16 protein-coding genes are annotated in these 15048 nt (G+C 66.8%); 11 read left to right on the top strand and 5 right to left on the bottom strand.

Going from position 1 to position 15048, the window contains the following annotated elements:
• The first annotated feature begins 167 nt into the window (after window positions 1-167).
• Window positions 168-1565 (top strand): class II fumarate hydratase, encoded by a 1398-nt coding sequence (gene fumC, locus CLU95_RS28695; protein ID WP_099796731.1) that lies wholly within the window; start codon window positions 168-170, stop codon window positions 1563-1565.
• A 70-nt stretch (window positions 1566-1635) separates the two neighbouring features.
• Here the strand turns inward: fumC and CLU95_RS28700 are convergent, their stop codons facing one another.
• Window positions 1636-2253 carry an NAD(P)-dependent oxidoreductase gene (locus CLU95_RS28700; RefSeq protein WP_099796732.1) on the bottom strand — a complete coding sequence of 206 codons (618 nt, stop codon included), beginning with the start codon at window positions 2251-2253 and terminating at the stop codon, window positions 1636-1638.
• Between the two features lie 108 nt (window positions 2254-2361).
• Here CLU95_RS28700 and CLU95_RS28705 point away from each other — a divergent pair, with 108 nt between their 5' ends.
• Window positions 2362-3273 carry a LysR family transcriptional regulator gene (locus tag CLU95_RS28705; RefSeq protein WP_099796733.1) on the top strand — a complete coding sequence of 304 codons (912 nt, stop codon included), beginning with the start codon at window positions 2362-2364 and terminating at the stop codon, window positions 3271-3273.
• Here the strand turns inward: CLU95_RS28705 and CLU95_RS28710 are convergent.
• A complete protein-coding gene (locus tag CLU95_RS28710; RefSeq protein WP_099796734.1) occupies window positions 3270-3905 on the bottom strand; it encodes a YqhA family protein in 636 nt (211 codons plus the stop codon). The genes CLU95_RS28705 and CLU95_RS28710 overlap by 4 nt on opposite strands.
• Window positions 3906-4056: 151 nt before the next feature.
• On the opposite strand from CLU95_RS28710, the gene acs reads away from it, so the two are divergent.
• On the top strand, window positions 4057-6054 hold the full coding sequence (gene acs, locus CLU95_RS28715; protein ID WP_099796735.1) for an acetate--CoA ligase: 1998 nt from the start codon (window positions 4057-4059) through the stop codon (window positions 6052-6054).
• 198 nt (window positions 6055-6252) lie between these two features.
• The gene (locus CLU95_RS28720; RefSeq protein WP_099796736.1) at window positions 6253-6753 is read left to right on the top strand and encodes a Signal transduction histidine kinase; all 501 of its coding nucleotides are present in this window, start codon (window positions 6253-6255) and stop codon (window positions 6751-6753) included.
• 25 nt (window positions 6754-6778) lie between these two features.
• Here the strand turns inward: CLU95_RS28720 and CLU95_RS28725 are convergent, their stop codons facing one another.
• The gene (locus CLU95_RS28725) at window positions 6779-7084 is read right to left on the bottom strand and encodes a c-type cytochrome (RefSeq protein WP_062482639.1); all 306 of its coding nucleotides are present in this window, start codon (window positions 7082-7084) and stop codon (window positions 6779-6781) included.
• A gap of 107 nt (window positions 7085-7191) precedes the next feature.
• Here CLU95_RS28725 and CLU95_RS28730 point away from each other — a divergent pair, with 107 nt between their 5' ends.
• Together CLU95_RS28730 and CLU95_RS28735 are read left to right on the top strand one after the other, a co-directional pair.
• On the top strand, window positions 7192-7449 hold the full coding sequence (locus CLU95_RS28730) for a TIGR04438 family Trp-rich protein (RefSeq protein WP_099796737.1): 258 nt from the start codon (window positions 7192-7194) through the stop codon (window positions 7447-7449).
• Between the two features lie 49 nt (window positions 7450-7498).
• On the top strand, window positions 7499-8317 hold the full coding sequence (locus CLU95_RS28735; RefSeq protein ID WP_099796738.1) for a DUF3592 domain-containing protein: 819 nt from the start codon (window positions 7499-7501) through the stop codon (window positions 8315-8317).
• Window positions 8318-8324: 7 nt separating this feature from the next.
• On the opposite strand, the gene ilvD is transcribed toward CLU95_RS28735, so the two are convergent.
• Entirely contained in the window at window positions 8325-10019 is a 1695-nt protein-coding gene (gene ilvD / locus CLU95_RS28740) for a dihydroxy-acid dehydratase (protein ID WP_099796739.1), read from the bottom strand.
• A 106-nt stretch (window positions 10020-10125) separates the two neighbouring features.
• Between ilvD and CLU95_RS28745 the strand changes: the two genes are divergently transcribed.
• Window positions 10126-11067, top strand: coding sequence for a LysR family transcriptional regulator (locus CLU95_RS28745; protein WP_099796740.1), 942 nt, complete (start codon window positions 10126-10128; stop codon window positions 11065-11067).
• A 3-nt stretch (window positions 11068-11070) separates the two neighbouring features.
• Here CLU95_RS28745 and CLU95_RS28750 read toward each other — a convergent pair whose 3' ends face one another.
• Window positions 11071-12015: a LysR family transcriptional regulator gene (locus CLU95_RS28750; protein WP_099796741.1), complete on the bottom strand. Its 945-nt coding sequence runs from the start codon at window positions 12013-12015 to the stop codon at window positions 11071-11073.
• A gap of 149 nt (window positions 12016-12164) precedes the next feature.
• On the opposite strand from CLU95_RS28750, the gene CLU95_RS28755 reads away from it, so the two are divergent.
• From CLU95_RS28755 to CLU95_RS28770, 4 genes are all read left to right on the top strand, one after another.
• On the top strand, window positions 12165-12938 hold the full coding sequence (locus CLU95_RS28755) for an SDR family oxidoreductase (RefSeq protein WP_099796742.1): 774 nt from the start codon (window positions 12165-12167) through the stop codon (window positions 12936-12938).
• A gap of 42 nt (window positions 12939-12980) precedes the next feature.
• On the top strand, window positions 12981-13250 hold the full coding sequence (locus CLU95_RS28760) for a hypothetical protein (RefSeq protein WP_099796743.1): 270 nt from the start codon (window positions 12981-12983) through the stop codon (window positions 13248-13250).
• Window positions 13251-13307: 57 nt separating this feature from the next.
• Window positions 13308-14138: a prolipoprotein diacylglyceryl transferase gene (gene lgt, locus CLU95_RS28765; RefSeq protein WP_099796744.1), complete on the top strand. Its 831-nt coding sequence runs from the start codon at window positions 13308-13310 to the stop codon at window positions 14136-14138.
• Between the two features lie 201 nt (window positions 14139-14339).
• Window positions 14340-15008: a GntR family transcriptional regulator gene (locus tag CLU95_RS28770; protein ID WP_099796745.1), complete on the top strand. Its 669-nt coding sequence runs from the start codon at window positions 14340-14342 to the stop codon at window positions 15006-15008.
• Window positions 15009-15048: the final 40 nt, after the last annotated feature.

Consider the following 15048-nt stretch of genomic DNA (forward strand, 5'->3'; position numbering starts at 1 on the left):
ATGATTATAACTTTTTGGCATGATGCGAGTCAACCCACGGGCGTATCGTGTCTGTGGGATTCGGGCTAAAGGCCTCGTCAGATGCGAGCTATTCTTATCGAGCCGATACTCGGGCCCGCGCCCGACCAGGCGGCGCAACCATCCAAGACTGCGGAGCCATTTTTCTCATGACGACTTCTCCCAAGACCCGTGCCGAGCGCGACACCTTCGGCCCGATCGACGTGCCGGCCGACAAGCTGTGGGGCGCGCAAACGCAGCGCTCGCTGCAGAACTTCGACATCTCCGGCGAGCAGCAGCCGCGCGAGATCATCAAGGCGCTGGCCCAGGTCAAGCGCGCGTCGGCCGTGGTCAATCACGCGCTGGGTCTGCAGGACGAAAAGAAGACCCAGGCCATCGTGGCCGCGGCCGACGAGGTCATTGCCGGCAAGCACCCGGGCGAGTTCCCGCTCGTGGTCTGGCAGACCGGCTCGGGCACGCAGAGCAACATGAACGTCAACGAGGTGCTGGCCAACCGCGCCAGCGAAATCCTCGGCGGCGAGCGCGGGGAAGGGCGCCTCGTGCACCCGAACGACGACGTGAACCGCAGCCAGTCGAGCAACGACGTGTTCCCGACCGCCATGCACGTGGCGGCCGTCGAGGCCATCACGCACAAGCTGCTGCCCGCCATCGCCAAGCTGCGCGGCACGCTGGCGAAGAAGGCCGAAGACTTCGCCGACATCGTGAAGATCGGCCGCACCCACCTGCAGGACGCCACGCCGCTCACGCTGGGCCAGGAGTTCTCGGGCTACGTGGCGCAGTTGGCGCACGGCGAGGCGCATGTGCGCGCCGCGCTGCCGCACCTGTGCGAACTGGCGCTGGGCGGCACGGCCGTCGGCACCGGGCTCAATGCGCCCAAGGGCTACGCGGAGCAGGTCGCGGCCGAACTGGCGAGACTCACCAGCCTGCCGTTCGTCACCGCGCCGAACAAGTTCGAAGCCATGGCCAGCGTCGATGCGTTGGTGCATGCCCACGGCGCGCTGAAGACGCTCGCCGCCAGCATGAACAAGATCGCCAACGACGTGCGCTGGCTCGCCAGCGGCCCGCGCAGCGGCATCGGCGAACTGAGCATTCCCGAGAACGAACCCGGCTCGTCGATCATGCCGGGCAAGGTCAACCCGACCCAGAGCGAGGCCGTCACGATGCTGGCCGCGCAGGTGTTCGGCAACGACGTCGCCATCAACATCGGCGGCGCGTCGGGCAACTTCGAGCTGAACGTGTTCCGCCCGATGGTGGCGCACAACTTCCTGCAGAGCGTGCGCCTGCTGGCCGACGGCATGGTGAGCTTCAATGACCACTGCGCCGTGGGCATCGAGCCGAACCGCGAGCGCATCACCGAGCTGGTGCAGCGTTCGCTGATGCTGGTGACGGCGCTGAACACGCACATCGGTTACGACAAGTCGGCCTACATCGCGAAGAAGGCGCACAAGGAAGGCACGAGCCTGCGCGAGGCTGCGATTGCGTCGGGGCACCTGACGGCCGAGCAGTTCGATGCGTGGGTGGTGCCGGAGAACATGACCGGTCGCTGATCGGTTCGGCACCCCCCCCATGAAAAAAGGACCCGCGAGGGTCCTTTTTCGTTGGCGCTTGATCGATCGATCAGTAGCCGATCGTGTAGCGCTGGCGCGAATGCGCGGGCTTCTCGAGTTCGTCGATGAACGCGATTGCGTAGTCCTCGAACGTGATCCAGCTGCGGCCTTCCGCGCTCACCAGCAGGTCGTCGGTGCCGAGGCGGAACTTGCCCGTGCGCTCACCTTCGACGAACTCGGCGGAGGGCGACAGGAAGGTCCAGTCGAGGTCCTTCTCGTTGCGCAGCGCGTCCAGGAACACGCCGCCGGCCGTGGCTTCGGCGCGGTAGGCATCGGGGAAGTTCGGCGTGTCGATCACCTTCAGGCCGGGCGCCGCGAACAGGCTGCCGGCGCCGCCGACCACCAGCAGGCGCTTCACGCCCGCGCGCTTGACCGGCTCGATGACGGCCGCGGGCGGCACGGTGGCGAAATGCGCGGCGCTGAACACGGCGTCATGGCCGGCCACGGCCTTTTCGAGGGCGGCGGCGTCGAGCGCGTCGACATCGACAGCCTTCACGTTGGCGCGGCCCGACAGCTTTTCGCTGGCCTGGCGCGCGATGGCGGTGACGGTGTGCCCGCGGCGCAGCGCTTCTTCGAGAAGGCGGCTGCCGGCGCGTCCAGTGGCTCCGATGATGGCGATGTGGCTCATGAGGGACTCCAGTCAAAAGGTTGGGAAGGGGATGAACCGCATCTTAGGTTTCTGGTTTCGAAAGAAATACCTCGAATTCCGCGCTTCTTTATTCCTAAAATCGTTCGAATGGATCGATTGAATGCAATGCGAGTGTTCGTCACCGTCGTGGATGCGGGCAGCCTTTCGGCCGCGGCCGACAAGCTCGACATGTCTCGCCCGGTGGTCACGCGCTACGTGGCCGAGCTGGAGCAATGGACCGGCGCACGCCTGCTGCACCGCACGACGCGGCGCCTCAGCCTCACGGCGGCGGGCGAGGAACTGCTGCCGCGCTGCCGCCAGGTGCTGGAACTCGCGGGCGACATGCAGGCGGCGGTGCGCCATCCGGCCGAGGCGCCGAGCGGGCAGCTGCGCATCACCGCCAGCACCTCGTTCGCGCAGGCGCAGCTGGCCCGCGCGGTGGCCGATTACGTGCGGCGCTACCCGGGCGTGGCGGTCGACCTGGTGCTGCTCGATCGCGCGGTCAACCTGGTGGACGAGCGCATCGACCTCGCGATCCGCGTGTCAGCCGAGATCGATCCGAACCTCATTGCGCGCCGCCTCTCGGTGTGCCGCTCGGTGGTTTGCGCGACGCCCGATTACCTGAAGGTGCACGGCCAGCCGCAGCGCGTGGAAGAGCTGGCGCAGCGCAACTGCCTCACGCATTCGTATTTCGGCCGCAGCCTCTGGAACTTCACGCGCAAGGCCGACGGCCTGCCGGTTTCGGTGGCGGTGGCAGGCAACCTGTCGACCAACGACGCGGCCAGCCTGATGGCGCTGGCGCAGGCCGGGGCGGGCATCGCGATGCTGCCCACCTATCTGACGTCGGGGTTGCTGCAATCGGGCGAACTGGTGTCGCTCTTTCCCGATCACGAGCCGCAGGTGCTGGGGGTGTATGCGGTGTACGCCTCGCGCAAGCACATGCCGTCTGCGCTGCGCACCTTGCTCGATTTTCTGGCCGAGCGCTTCACCGAAGTGCCGGCCTGGGATACGCCGTCTTAGTGGCGCGTGTTGGCGGCGGCCGCCTCGTTCATGAGCTTGTCGGTGTAGGCGATGGCCATGGCCGAGAACAGGAACGCGATGTGGATCACGGTCTGCGCGATCAGCACCTTGTCGGTGTAGTTGTCCGCGTTGATGAAGGTCTTGAGCAGGTGGATCGAGCTGATGCCAATGATGGCGGTGGCCAGCTTCACCTTCAGCACCGAGGCGTTCACGTGGCTCAGCCACTCGGGCTGGTCCTGGTGGCCTTCGAGGTCCATGCGGCTCACGAAGGTCTCGTAGCCGCCCACGATCACCATGATCAGCAGGTTGGAGATCATCACCACGTCGATCAGCGCCAGCACCACCAGCATGATCACCGTCTCGTTGAGCGCGCCGACCGGGGCGGTGGTCTTGTAGCCGATGCTCGCGATGAGGGCCTGCAGCGCGTCCTTGTTGCCGAAGGCGGCTTCGACCAGGTGCAGCAGCTCGACCAGGAAGTGCACCACGTACACACCCTGCGCCACGATCAGCCCCAGGTACAGCGGCAGCTGCAGCCAGCGGCTCGCGAAGATGAGCCGGGGCAGGGGCTTCAGCGGGGAACTGCGCGCTGGTACGGGCGCGTTCCGGGCGTCGAAAGGATCGGGGGCGGACATGAAGTAAGAAGACAGATGTAAAAAGTCGGGCGATTTTAGAGGTCTCCCAGTGACGCACTCGTGATAACCCTGCGAACTAACATCGACCCCGTCAGTGGCCCGTAAGTGCGTGCCCCGACATTACGGCCGCATTCAATCAGGAGACAAGAGCATGAGCAGCGCATCGAAGAACATTGAATCCGTCCTCGTGGAGAACCGTGTGTTCCCGCCCGACGCCCGCGCCACCGAAGGCGCCCGCATTGCCAGCATGGCCGCCTACGAGGCATTGTGCAAGGAAGCCGAACAGGACTTCGAAGGCTTCTGGACCCGGCTGGCCAAGGACAACCTCCAGTGGACCAAGCCCTTCACCCGCACCCTCGACGAATCGAAGGCGCCGTTCTACGAATGGTTCGGTGACGGCGAGCTCAATGCCAGCGCCAACTGCCTGGACAAGCACATCGGCACCCCCGTCGAAAACAAGACCGCCATCGTCTTCGAAGCCGACGACGGCGCCGTCACCCGCGTCACCTACAAGGAACTGCTGGCCCGCGTGAGCCAGTTCGCCAACGCGCTCAAGGCGCAGGGCATCCAGAAGGGCGACCGCGTCATCATCTACATGCCGATGACCATCGAAGGCGTGGTCGCCATGCAGGCCTGCGCGCGCATCGGCGCCACCCACAGCGTGGTGTTCGGCGGCTTCTCGGCCAAGGCGCTGCAGGAACGCATCATCGACGCGGGCGCCGTGGCCGTCATCACCGCCAACTACCAGCTGCGCGGCGGCAAGGAACTGCCGCTGAAAGCCATCGTCGACGACGGCATCGCGCTGGGCGGCTGCGACACGCTCAAGACCGTGCTCGTGTACGAGCGCACGCCCACCACGTGGAACCGCGTCGAGGGCCGCGACAAGACCTTCACCGAAGCGATGGCAGGGCAGAGCACCGAGTGCGCGCCCGTGCCGGTCAATGCCGAGCACCCGCTGTTCATCCTCTACACCTCGGGCTCCACCGGCAAGCCCAAGGGCGTGCAACACGCCACCGGCGGCTACCTGCTGTGGGCCAAGCTCACGATGGACTGGACCTTCGACATCCGCCCCGAAGACGTGTTCTGGTGCACCGCCGACATCGGCTGGATCACCGGCCACACCTACGTCGCCTACGGCCCGCTCGCGGCCGGCGCCACGCAGGTCGTGTTCGAGGGCATTCCGACCTTCCCGCACGCGGGCCGCTTCTGGGAAATGATCGAGAAGCACAAGGTCTCGATCTTCTATACCGCGCCCACCGCGATCCGCTCGCTCATCAAGGCGGCCGAAGGCGACGAAAAAGTGCACCCGAAGAACTGGGACCTGACCAGCCTGCGCATCCTCGGTTCGGTCGGCGAGCCGATCAACCCCGAAGCCTGGATGTGGTACCACCGCAATATCGGTGGCGAGCGCTGCCCGATCGTCGACACCTTCTGGCAGACCGAAACGGGCGGCCACGTCATCACGCCGCTGCCGGGCGCCACACCGCTGGTGCCGGGTTCGTGCACCTTGCCGCTGCCGGGCATCATGGCCGCCATCGTCGACGAGACCGGCAAGGACCTGCCCAACGGCGCAGGCGGCATGCTGGTCATCAAGCGGCCCTGGCCCTCGATGATCCGCACCATCTGGAACGATCCCGAGCGCTTCAAGAAGAGCTACTTCCCTGAGGAAATGGGCGGCACCATTTACCTGGCCGGCGACGGCGCGGTGCGCAGTGCCGACCGCGGCTACTTCCGCATCACGGGCCGCATCGACGACGTGCTGAATGTGTCGGGCCACCGCCTGGGCACGATGGAAATCGAATCGGCGCTGGTGTCCAAGACCGACCTCGTGGCCGAAGCCGCGGTGGTGGGCCGCCCCGACGACGTGACCGGCGAGGCCGTGTGCGCCTTCGTCGTGCTCAAGCGCTCGCGCCCGACCGGCGAAGAGGCCAAGCAGATCGCCAACGAACTGCGCGCCTGGGTCGCCAAGGAAATCGGCCCCATCGCCAAGCCCAAGGACATCCGCTTCGGCGACAACCTGCCCAAGACGCGCAGCGGGAAGATCATGCGGCGTTTGTTGCGCAGCATTGCAAAGGGTGAGGCGATCACGCAGGACACGTCGACGCTCGAAAATCCGGCGATCCTCGATCAGTTGTCGGAGACGAACTGACCCACGGATTGGTCGAATCCGGCCAATCCGGAACAGTTGTCACGAACCGGCTGTTGAGAGGTGTAGGACATGGCCGTTTGTGCGGCCGTGTGCACCAAAGCGGGCTCTTTGCTGAGGTAAAACCGATGTCGTCACCGCGCGCCATGACAGGCGCGCGGCTTTTGTCATCGTGACCGGCTGTTTGCAAGGAGGCGCCACATGGGCGTGAGATCCGCTTTTCTTTTTGTCATCGTGCTGCTCATCGCGGGGCTTGCCGCGCTGAACTGGGGCACGCTGTCGGCCCCCACCGACGTGTGGCTCGGCTTCATGAGCGTGTCGGCGCCGCTGGGGCTGATCATGCTGGGGCTCACGGCCGTGCTCGCGGCCTTCTTCCTCGTGTATGTGCTGTACCTGCACAGCTCGGTGCTGCTGGAGACCAAGCGCCACACGAAGGAAATGCAGACCCAGCGCGACCTCGCCGACAAGGCCGAGGCCTCGCGCTTCACCGAACTGCGCAACTTCCTGGAAGCGCAGGAGAAGCAGCACATGTCGCACAACGCCGACCGGCACACGGCGCTGCTGGCCCGGATGGAGCAGCTGGAACGCGCGGTCAAGCTGCGTTCGGACCAGACCGACAACACGGTGGCGGCGCACATCGGGCAGCTCGAAGACCGCATCGAACGCCGTCCGCTGCCCAGCGACATCAACCCGACGCTCTGACCGAGCGCGTCGGGCGTTTCTTTTCTTACTTCGTCGACAACACCCAGGCTGCGAGCTTCTTCGCATCGGCTTCGCTGACCTGGTTGTTGGCCGGCATCGGCACCGGGCCCCACACGCCGGAGCCGCCCTTGATGATCTTGGTGGCCAGCGTGTTGGCTGCACCCTTGTCGTCCTTGTATTTGGCCGCGATGTCCTTGAACGACGGCCCGAGCACCTTGCGTTCGACCGCGTGGCAGCTCATGCAGTTCTTCGACGTGGCAAGGGCCAGGTCGGCAAAGGCGGGCGCCGCGAGGCCGAGGCCCAGGGCTGCCATCAACATCGTTCTTTTCATGGGGACTGTTTTCGTAAGGGCTGAGTTACATTCGATCCAACGCGATTGTAGGTAGCGCGGTGCACACGCACCGGCGGCGATACCGACCAACTCGGAGGGTATTCGCGATGTGGTTTCTGCTCTTGGGCCTGCTTGGCATAGCCCTCAGATATTTCGAAGTGGGCATGGTCGCCGGCTGGAGCTGGTGGATCGTGCTGAGCCCGTTCGCGCTGGCCCTGGCATGGTGGGCCTGGGCCGATTCGTCGGGTTACACGAAGCGCAAAGTTATTGAGCGCGAAGAGCGCCGCAAGCAGGCGCGCATCGACCGCCAGAAGACCAACATGGGCCTTCGCACCAGCAACGGGCAACAGCGCCCGCGCCGCTGACCACGCGGCTCCGTCACCCCCCGCGCTGCATGCCGACAGGACGCGCGCCATGGACGACGAAGCCGCCACCCACGCCTTGCTCGTCTTCGGGCTGTCGCTGCTGGTCGGGCCGGCCGTCGGCGCATTGGTCGGGCGCTTCAAGACCTTCTTTTGGGGTGCTGGTGTCGGCGCACTGCTGATCGGCTGCGCCGGCCTGTACGGCGCGATCACGGTGGGCTGGCAGCGCTACCAGTCGATCGCGGGCACGGCCCCCACGCAAGGCAGCCTGGTCGAGTTCGTGGAAGAGCGCAGCAAGGACAGCAAGGGCGACGTCATCACCACGCGCGCGCCCGTCGTCGAGTACACCGCCGGCGATGGGCAGAAACGCCGCGTCAAAGGGCTCGGCGGCAGCCTGTCGGAGAAAGAGTGGGGCGACGCGGTCGAGGTGCGCTACAGCACCGCCGACCCGGCCCAGGCCCTGGTGGCCGACTTCCAGAACATGTGGGGCATCGTCTGGGGGCTGGGCCTCTTCGGCGGCTTTCCGACGATGTTCGGCCTGTTCTTCACCGGCCTGGCGCTCAAGGAAGGCCGCAAGGGCCAGCCGGCGCCGGTGCGCGAGCCGACACCCCTGCAGAAGAGATGGCGCACGCGCGGCACGGTGCTGGCGAACGTGGTGTTCCTTGCCGGCTTCGCGCTGGTGTTTCTCTACCCCGATGCGAGCGCGATGAAGCAGTTCGGTGCGGGTTTTCTCACCATCGGCGCGGGGGCGCTGCTGCACTTCGTCGTGCAGAGCTTTCCCCCGGCGATGGACTTCGAAGCCCGGGCCATCTTTGCGATCGTCGGCCTGGGCTTCATGGCCTTCGGCTACGGCGCGTGGATGATGGGCTGAGTTCGTCTTAGAACTTGTCGAGCACCGCGCCCGAGCTCGCGCTCGAGGCGTTGAACGCGAACTTGGCCTGCACGCCGCGCGTGTAGCGCGGGGCCGGCGCCTTCCAGCCTTCGCGGCGCTTGGCAATTTCGGCTTCGGGTACGTTCAGTTCGAGCACCAGCTTGTGCGCGTCGATGGTGATCGAGTCGCCTTCGTTCACGAACGCAATGGTGCCGCCCGCTGCCGCTTCCGGTGCGACGTGGCCGACCACCATGCCCCAGGTGCCACCCGAGAAGCGGCCGTCGGTGATGAGGCCGACGCTTTCGCCCAGGCCCGCGCCGATCAGCGCGCCCGTCGGGGCCAGCATTTCCGGCATGCCCGGGCCGCCCTTGGGGCCGAGGTAGCGCAGCACCATCACGTCGCCGGCGACGATCTTGCCGGCCAGGATGGCCTGCAGCGCCGACTGCTCGTCGTCGAACACGCGGGCCGGGCCGGTGATGACAGGGTTCTTCAGGCCAGTGATCTTGGCCACGGCGCCTTCGGGCGACAGGTTGCCCTTCAGGATGGCCAGGTGGCCTTCGTCGTACATCGGCTTGTCGATCGGGCGGATCACGTCCTGATCGGCGCGCGGCACGTCGGGCACGTCCTTCAGCACTTCTTCGATGGTCTGCCCGCTGATGGTGATGCAGTCGCCGTGCAGCAGGCCGGCTTTCAGCAGCACCTTCATGACCTGCGGAATGCCGCCGGCCTGGTGCAGGTCGACCGCGAGGTACTTGCCCGAGGGCTTCAGGTCGCACAGCACCGGCACCTTCTTGCGCATGCGCTCGAAGTCGTCGATGGTCCATTCGACTTCGGCCGCGTGCGCAATCGCCAGGAAGTGCAGCACCGCGTTGGTCGAGCCGCCGGTGGCCATGATGACGGCCACGGCGTTCTCGATGGCCTTCTTGGTCACGATGTCGCGCGGCTTCAGGTCTTTCTTGATCGCCTCGATCAGCACCTTGGCCGACTCCTTGGCCGAGTTGGCCTTCTCGTCGTGCGGATTCGCCATGGTCGACGAGTAGGGCAGCGAGATGCCGAGCGCTTCGAACGCGCTGGACATGGTGTTGGCCGTGTACATGCCGCCGCAGGAGCCCGTGCCGGGAATGGCGCGCTTCTCGATCTCGTGCAGGTCTTCGTCGCTCATGTTGCCGGCGGCGTTCTGGCCCACGGCCTCGAACACGCTCACGATGTTCAGGTCCTGCCCCTTGTAGCGGCCCGGCAGGATGGTGCCGCCGTAGACGTAGATGGCCGGCACGTTGGCGCGCAACATGCCCATGAGGCCGCCGGGCATGTTCTTGTCGCAGCCGCCGACCACCAACACGCCGTCCATCCACTGGCCGCCGACGCAGGTCTCGATGCAGTCGGAGATCACCTCGCGGCTCACCAGCGAGTACTTCATGCCTTCGGTGCCCATGGCCATGCCGTCGGAGATGGTGGGGGTGCCGAACACCTGCGCGTTGCCGCCGGCTTCCTCGATGCCCTCGATGGCCGCGTCGGCCAGCTTCTGCAGGCCCGAGTTGCAGGGCGTGATCGTGCTGTGGCCGTTGGCGACGCCGACCATCGGCTTCTTGAAGTCGCCTTCCTCGTAGCCCATGGCGTAGAACATCGAGCGGTTGGGGGCGCGGCTCTTGCCTTCGGTGATGTTCGCGCTGCGGCGATTGATCTGGATGGTCTTGGTGTCCATGGTGTCTCTTCTGTCGTGGGGAGATCGTGAGGGGAAGCGCCAAGTATCGGACTTCTGATTGATTGGTTCCAATCCAATTTGACGCATGGATTGATATGCTCGGCGTATGAATGAAGCCCTCATCGACCTGCGCGCCTGGCGCCAGTTCGTGGCCGTGGCCGAAGAACTGCACTTCGGCCGTGCCGCCCTGCGCCTGCACATGACGCAGCCGCCGGTCACGCAAGCCATCGCCCAGCTCGAGAAAACGCTGGGCGTGGTGCTGTTCGACCGCACGCGCCGCCGCGTGGCCCTCACGCCGGCCGGCGAGGCGCTGCTGCCCGACGTGCGCGAACTGCTGGCACGCGCCCAGGCGCTGCCGGCGCGGGCGCGCGCGGCGGCGGCGGGGCAGGTGGGGCGCGTGCGCATCGCCTTTGTTTCGACCGTCGGCTTCGAGCAGCTGCCGGCCTGGGTGCGCGAGTTCCGCGTGCTGTGCCCCGAGGTGGCGCTGGAGCTGGTCGAGGCCACCGGCGACGTGCAGCTCGAAGCCTTTGCGCGCGGCGAGATCGACGCCGGCCTGATGCTGCATTCGCCGGGCGCCGCGCCGCCGGGGCTGGCCTGCCTGCCGGTCGAGGTGGAGCCGCTGGTGCTCGCGCTGCCTGCCCAGCACCGGCTGGCCGAGGCGCGGCCCGTGCCGCTGGCCGAGGTGCTGGACGAGCCGCTGGTGATCTTTCCGCGCCGCATCGTGCCCTCGCTGCACGACGCGATCTTCGACCTGTACCACGCGGCCGGGCGCACGCCGCAGGTGGCGCAGGAGGCGATCCAGATGCAGACCATCGTCAACCTCGTGTCCGGTGGCATCGGCGCGGCCTGGGTGCCGCACAGCGTGATGCAGTTCCGGCGCGCGGGCGTGGTCTACCGGCAGGTCCATGAGTTCAAGGGCGTGGGGCGCCGCCGCGTGACCTTGCCGGTGTGCGAGACCAGCCTCGTGTGGCCCGCGCAGGCGGCGCACCCGGCACTGGCGCGCTTCGTGGCCTTCGTGCGCGAGCGGGCCGGGCGCGTGCCGGCCTAAGGCTCAGGGGCTGCGCGACGCGCGGCCGGCGGGTGAGGGCAAGGGTGCATCGAGCGAGGCGGTCAGCAACGCGTCGAGCCAGCCGGCGAAGGCCTGCACCCGTCGCGACAGGTTGCGCCGGTGCGGGTACACAAGGTGCACCGGCAGTGGCTCGGCACGCGCATCGGGCAGCACCTCGACCAGCTCGCCGGCCGCCAGGTGCGCGCGCACGTCGTAGGCCGGGATCTGGATCATCCCCAGCCCCGCCAGGGCGCACGCGATGTAGGTCTCGGCGTTGTTCGCCGCCACGCGGCTGCGCAGCCGCAGCGTCTGGGTTTCGCCGTCGCGCAGCTGCCATTCCCAGGGCGCGGCGCGGCCGCTGGTCGGCGAGGCGTAGTTGATCGCGAAGTGCTGCGGCAGGTCGGCCGGCGTGCGCGGCGTGCCGTGCTGTGCGAGGTAGGCCGGGCTCGCGCAGTTGATGAGCGTGAAATGCCCCAGCGGCCGGGCCACGAGGCTGCTGCTGGCGAGCGGGCCGACGCGCAGGGCGCAGTCCACGCCTTCGAGCACGAGGTCGACCGCGCGGTCGCTGGAACCGAGTTCCAGTTCGACCGCCGGGTGGCGCGCAAAGAAGTCCGGCAGCGCCGGCGCGATCAGCAGGCGCGCGATGCGACTGGGCACATCGACCTTGAGCCGTCCGCTCACGCTGCTGTGCGCGGGCTGGAACTGCTGCTCCATGTCTTCCATGTCGGCCACCAGTGCGCGGGCCCGCTCGAGCAGCACCTCGCCGTCGGGCGTGAGGCCCACGCGGCGGGTGGTGCGGTGCAGCAGGCGCGAGCCCAGGCGGGCTTCGAGCTGCTGGATGGCGGTCGAGATGGTGGCGCGCGGCAGGGCGAGCCGGTCGGCGGCGCGCGTGAAGCTGCCGGTTTCGGCCACGCGCAGGAAAACCTGGAGGAGTTCGATGCGGTCCATGGCTGCGGGCTGATTGTTCGTGGTTTTCAGAACAGTCTAGCCTTCAATGAATGATTTATCTGCAACTTGGCGATCAATAGACTGGCGGCTCGGTCACACATCCCGACCCGGGTCGTTCGGGTTTTTCATTCATCCAGAGGAGTTCATCCATGTCCGCACGCACGCTCACGAACAAGGTCGCCGTCATCGCCGGCGGTGGCAAGAACCTCGGTGCCCTCATCGCCCATCTGCTGGTCGACGGCGGCGCCCGCGGCATCGCCATCCACTACAACAGCGACAGCTCGCGCGCCGAGGCCGAGCAGACCGCCGCCGCGCTGAAGGCCAAGGGGGCAGACACGCTGCTGGTGCAGGGCGACCTCGCCGTGGTCGAGAACAACGTCAAGCTGTTCGACCAGGCCGTGAAGCACTTCGGCCAGGTCGACCTGGCGATCAACACGGCGGGCGTGGTGATCAAGAAGCCGATCCTCGACATCACCGAGGCCGACTACGACAAGAGCTTCGACGCCAATTCCAAGGCGGCCTTCTTCTTCATCCAGCAGGCCGGCCGCACGATGGCCGACGGCGGCAGCATCGTGACGCTGGTGAGCTCGCTGCTCGCCGCCTACACGCCGTTCTATGCGATCTACCCGGCGGCCAAGGCGGCGGTGGAGCACTTCACGCGCGCGGCCTCCAAGGAGTTCGGCGAGCGCGGCATCTCGGTGAATGCCATCGGCCCGGGCCCGATGGACACGCCGTTCTTCTACGGCCAGGAAAGCCCCGAGGCCGTGGCGTACCACAGCACCGCCGCCGCGCTCAGCAAGTACTCGAAGAAGGGCCTCACCGACATCGAGGACATCGCGCCCATCGTGCGCTTCCTGGTCACCGAGGGCTGGTGGATCACGGGCCAGACGATCTTCGCCAACGGTGGCTACACCACGCGCTGATCCGGCAACATCCGGCAAGATGCCTTCAGGAGGACAACGCAGATGCACACAGTCATGGTGATGGGCGGCGGCTTCGCGCTGCTGGTGGTGTTTCTTCTGGCCGGCCGCTTCATGGGCGACGGCTCGTCGATGGCGCTGGCTGCGGCGGCCAAGTGGTTCATTCCGGCGTGGTTCGTCGGCGCGGGCATCAACATGGCCGTGGGCGTGCTCAAGGCCGGGTACTCGGTGGCCGAGGAGCTGCCGATCTTCCTGTTCATCTTCGCGGTGCCGGCCGTGGTGGCGGGGTTGCTCTGGTGGAAGTTCGGGCGCTGACATTGCCCTGAATGCCCCCGTGCCGGCGGCGTCATGGCGCCACGGCACAATCGTCGGATGCTCATGTATCCGCAGATCAATCCCGTCGCCTTGCAGCTGGGGCCGGTGGCCATTCACTGGTACGGCCTGACCTACCTGGCGGCCTTCGCGCTGTTTTACTTTCTTGGCACGCGCCGCCTGCGCCACGAGCCGTTCCGCTCGCTGGCCACGGCCGGCGTGTGGCAACGCAAGGACATTGAGGACATCCTGTTCCTCGGCGTCATGGGCGTGATCGTCGGTGGCCGGCTCGGCTACTGCCTGTTCTACAAGCCCGGGTACTACCTCACGCACCCGCTCGAGATCCTGTATGTGTGGCAGGGCGGCATGAGCTTCCACGGCGGCCTGCTCGGCGTGGTCGGCGCCATGGTGTGGTTCTCGCGCTCGCGTGCGCGGCCGTTCTGGCAGGTGATGGACTTCGTTGCGCCCTGCGTGCCGACCGGCCTGGCCGCGGGCCGCGTGGGCAACTTCATCAACGGCGAGCTGTGGGGCCGCTTCAGCAGCCCCGACCTGCCGTGGGGCATGGTGTTCCCACAAAGCGGCTCGACGCTGCCGCGCCATCCGTCGCAGGTCTACCAGTTCCTGCTCGAAGGGCTGCTGCTGTTCGTCGTGATGTGGCTCTACGCGCGCAAGGAGCGCAAGCAGGGGCAGGTCGCCGCCGTGTTCCTCATCGGCTATGGCGTGCTGCGCTTCGTGGCCGAGTACTTCCGCGAGCCCGACGATTTCCTGGGTCTGCGCGCGCTCAGCCTGAGCCAGGGCCAGTGGCTCAGCGTGCCGATGGTGATCGGCGGCATCGCGCTGTGGATCTGGTTCGGCCGGGCCGGCAAGACCGGCAGCACCGCGCGCGCCTGACGCTCCACACACCCGCGATACACCCGCGAAACGCGGCGCAGCACCTTCGGGTGCACGCCGCTTTTTTTCGTCCGTCTCAGGGTAATTCCGGGCCGCAAGGGCAGGGCGTGGCCCTTGCATTGCGTTAACTGTCCACTCACAATTATGCGTAATTACAGGAAATTACGCGAAACGCCCACCGACTTTCCGAGTCTTCAACGCATGCGCCTGGTCCCCAATTCCCTCCACGACGAAGTCGCCGCCACCCTGCGCGAGCAGATCTTCGACGGCACGCTGGCGCCCGGCAGCTTCGTGGACGAGGTGACCCTGTGCGAGCGGCTGTCGATCTCGCGCACGCCGCTGCGCGAAGCGCTGAAGGTGCTCACGGCTGAAGGCCTGCTGCGCCATGAGCCGCGCCGCGGCTGCTTCGTGAACGAGGTGACGGAGCGCGACCTCGACGAGATCTTTCCGGTCATTGCGCTGCTCGAAGGGCGCTGCGCCTACGAGGCTGCGCGCAACGCCAGCGACGCCGAGCTGAACGAGCTCGACGCGTTGCACGAGCGCCTGGTGCGCTATGCCAAGGCGCGGCGCATCAACGACTACTACGCCACCAACCACATCATTCACGAGGCGATCATCAAGCTCGCCGACAACAAGTGGCTGGCGCTGGTGATCGGCGACCTGCGCAAGATTCTCAAACTCGCGCGGCTGCAGCAGCTGCACGCGCCGGGGCGGCTCGACCAGAGCCTGTCGGAGCACCTGGCCGTGTTCGCGGCGCTCAAGGCGCGCGACAGCGAAGGCGCCGACGCCGCCATGCGCACCCACATGACGCGCCAGCGCGAAGCATTGCGCGAAGTCATGCAACAGCAGAAATCCCGGGTGATGCCGTGAGAGGCACCGCCCATATAGCCAACGGCACAGGAGCAGATCG

It is taken from the genome of Variovorax sp. 54, assembly GCF_002754375.1.
Classification (GTDB): domain Bacteria; phylum Pseudomonadota; class Gammaproteobacteria; order Burkholderiales; family Burkholderiaceae_C; genus Variovorax.

Excerpts from the sequence above, each read along its gene's own strand:
- CLU95_RS28710 (WP_099796734.1), bottom strand. The coding sequence starts at position 3,905 with ATGTCCGCCCCCGATCCTTTCGACGCCCGGAACGCGCCCGTACCAGCG.
- CLU95_RS28725 (WP_062482639.1), bottom strand. The coding sequence starts at position 7,084 with ATGAAAAGAACGATGTTGATGGCAGCCCTGGGCCTCGGCCTCGCGGCG.
- fumC (WP_099796731.1), top strand. The coding sequence starts at position 168 with ATGACGACTTCTCCCAAGACCCGTGCCGAGCGCGACACCTTCGGCCCG.
- acs (WP_099796735.1), top strand. The coding sequence starts at position 4,057 with ATGAGCAGCGCATCGAAGAACATTGAATCCGTCCTCGTGGAGAACCGT.
- lgt (WP_099796744.1), top strand. The coding sequence starts at position 13,308 with ATGCTCATGTATCCGCAGATCAATCCCGTCGCCTTGCAGCTGGGGCCG.
- CLU95_RS28705 (WP_099796733.1), top strand. The coding sequence starts at position 2,362 with ATGGATCGATTGAATGCAATGCGAGTGTTCGTCACCGTCGTGGATGCG.
- CLU95_RS28700 (WP_099796732.1), bottom strand. The coding sequence starts at position 2,253 with ATGAGCCACATCGCCATCATCGGAGCCACTGGACGCGCCGGCAGCCGC.
- CLU95_RS28730 (WP_099796737.1), top strand. The coding sequence starts at position 7,192 with ATGTGGTTTCTGCTCTTGGGCCTGCTTGGCATAGCCCTCAGATATTTC.
- CLU95_RS28720 (WP_099796736.1), top strand. The coding sequence starts at position 6,253 with ATGGGCGTGAGATCCGCTTTTCTTTTTGTCATCGTGCTGCTCATCGCG.
- CLU95_RS28770 (WP_099796745.1), top strand. The coding sequence starts at position 14,340 with ATGCGCCTGGTCCCCAATTCCCTCCACGACGAAGTCGCCGCCACCCTG.
- CLU95_RS28735 (WP_099796738.1), top strand. The coding sequence starts at position 7,499 with ATGGACGACGAAGCCGCCACCCACGCCTTGCTCGTCTTCGGGCTGTCG.
- CLU95_RS28755 (WP_099796742.1), top strand. The coding sequence starts at position 12,165 with ATGTCCGCACGCACGCTCACGAACAAGGTCGCCGTCATCGCCGGCGGT.
- ilvD (WP_099796739.1), bottom strand. The coding sequence starts at position 10,019 with ATGGACACCAAGACCATCCAGATCAATCGCCGCAGCGCGAACATCACC.
- CLU95_RS28750 (WP_099796741.1), bottom strand. The coding sequence starts at position 12,015 with ATGGACCGCATCGAACTCCTCCAGGTTTTCCTGCGCGTGGCCGAAACC.
- CLU95_RS28745 (WP_099796740.1), top strand. The coding sequence starts at position 10,126 with ATGAATGAAGCCCTCATCGACCTGCGCGCCTGGCGCCAGTTCGTGGCC.
- CLU95_RS28760 (WP_099796743.1), top strand. The coding sequence starts at position 12,981 with ATGCACACAGTCATGGTGATGGGCGGCGGCTTCGCGCTGCTGGTGGTG.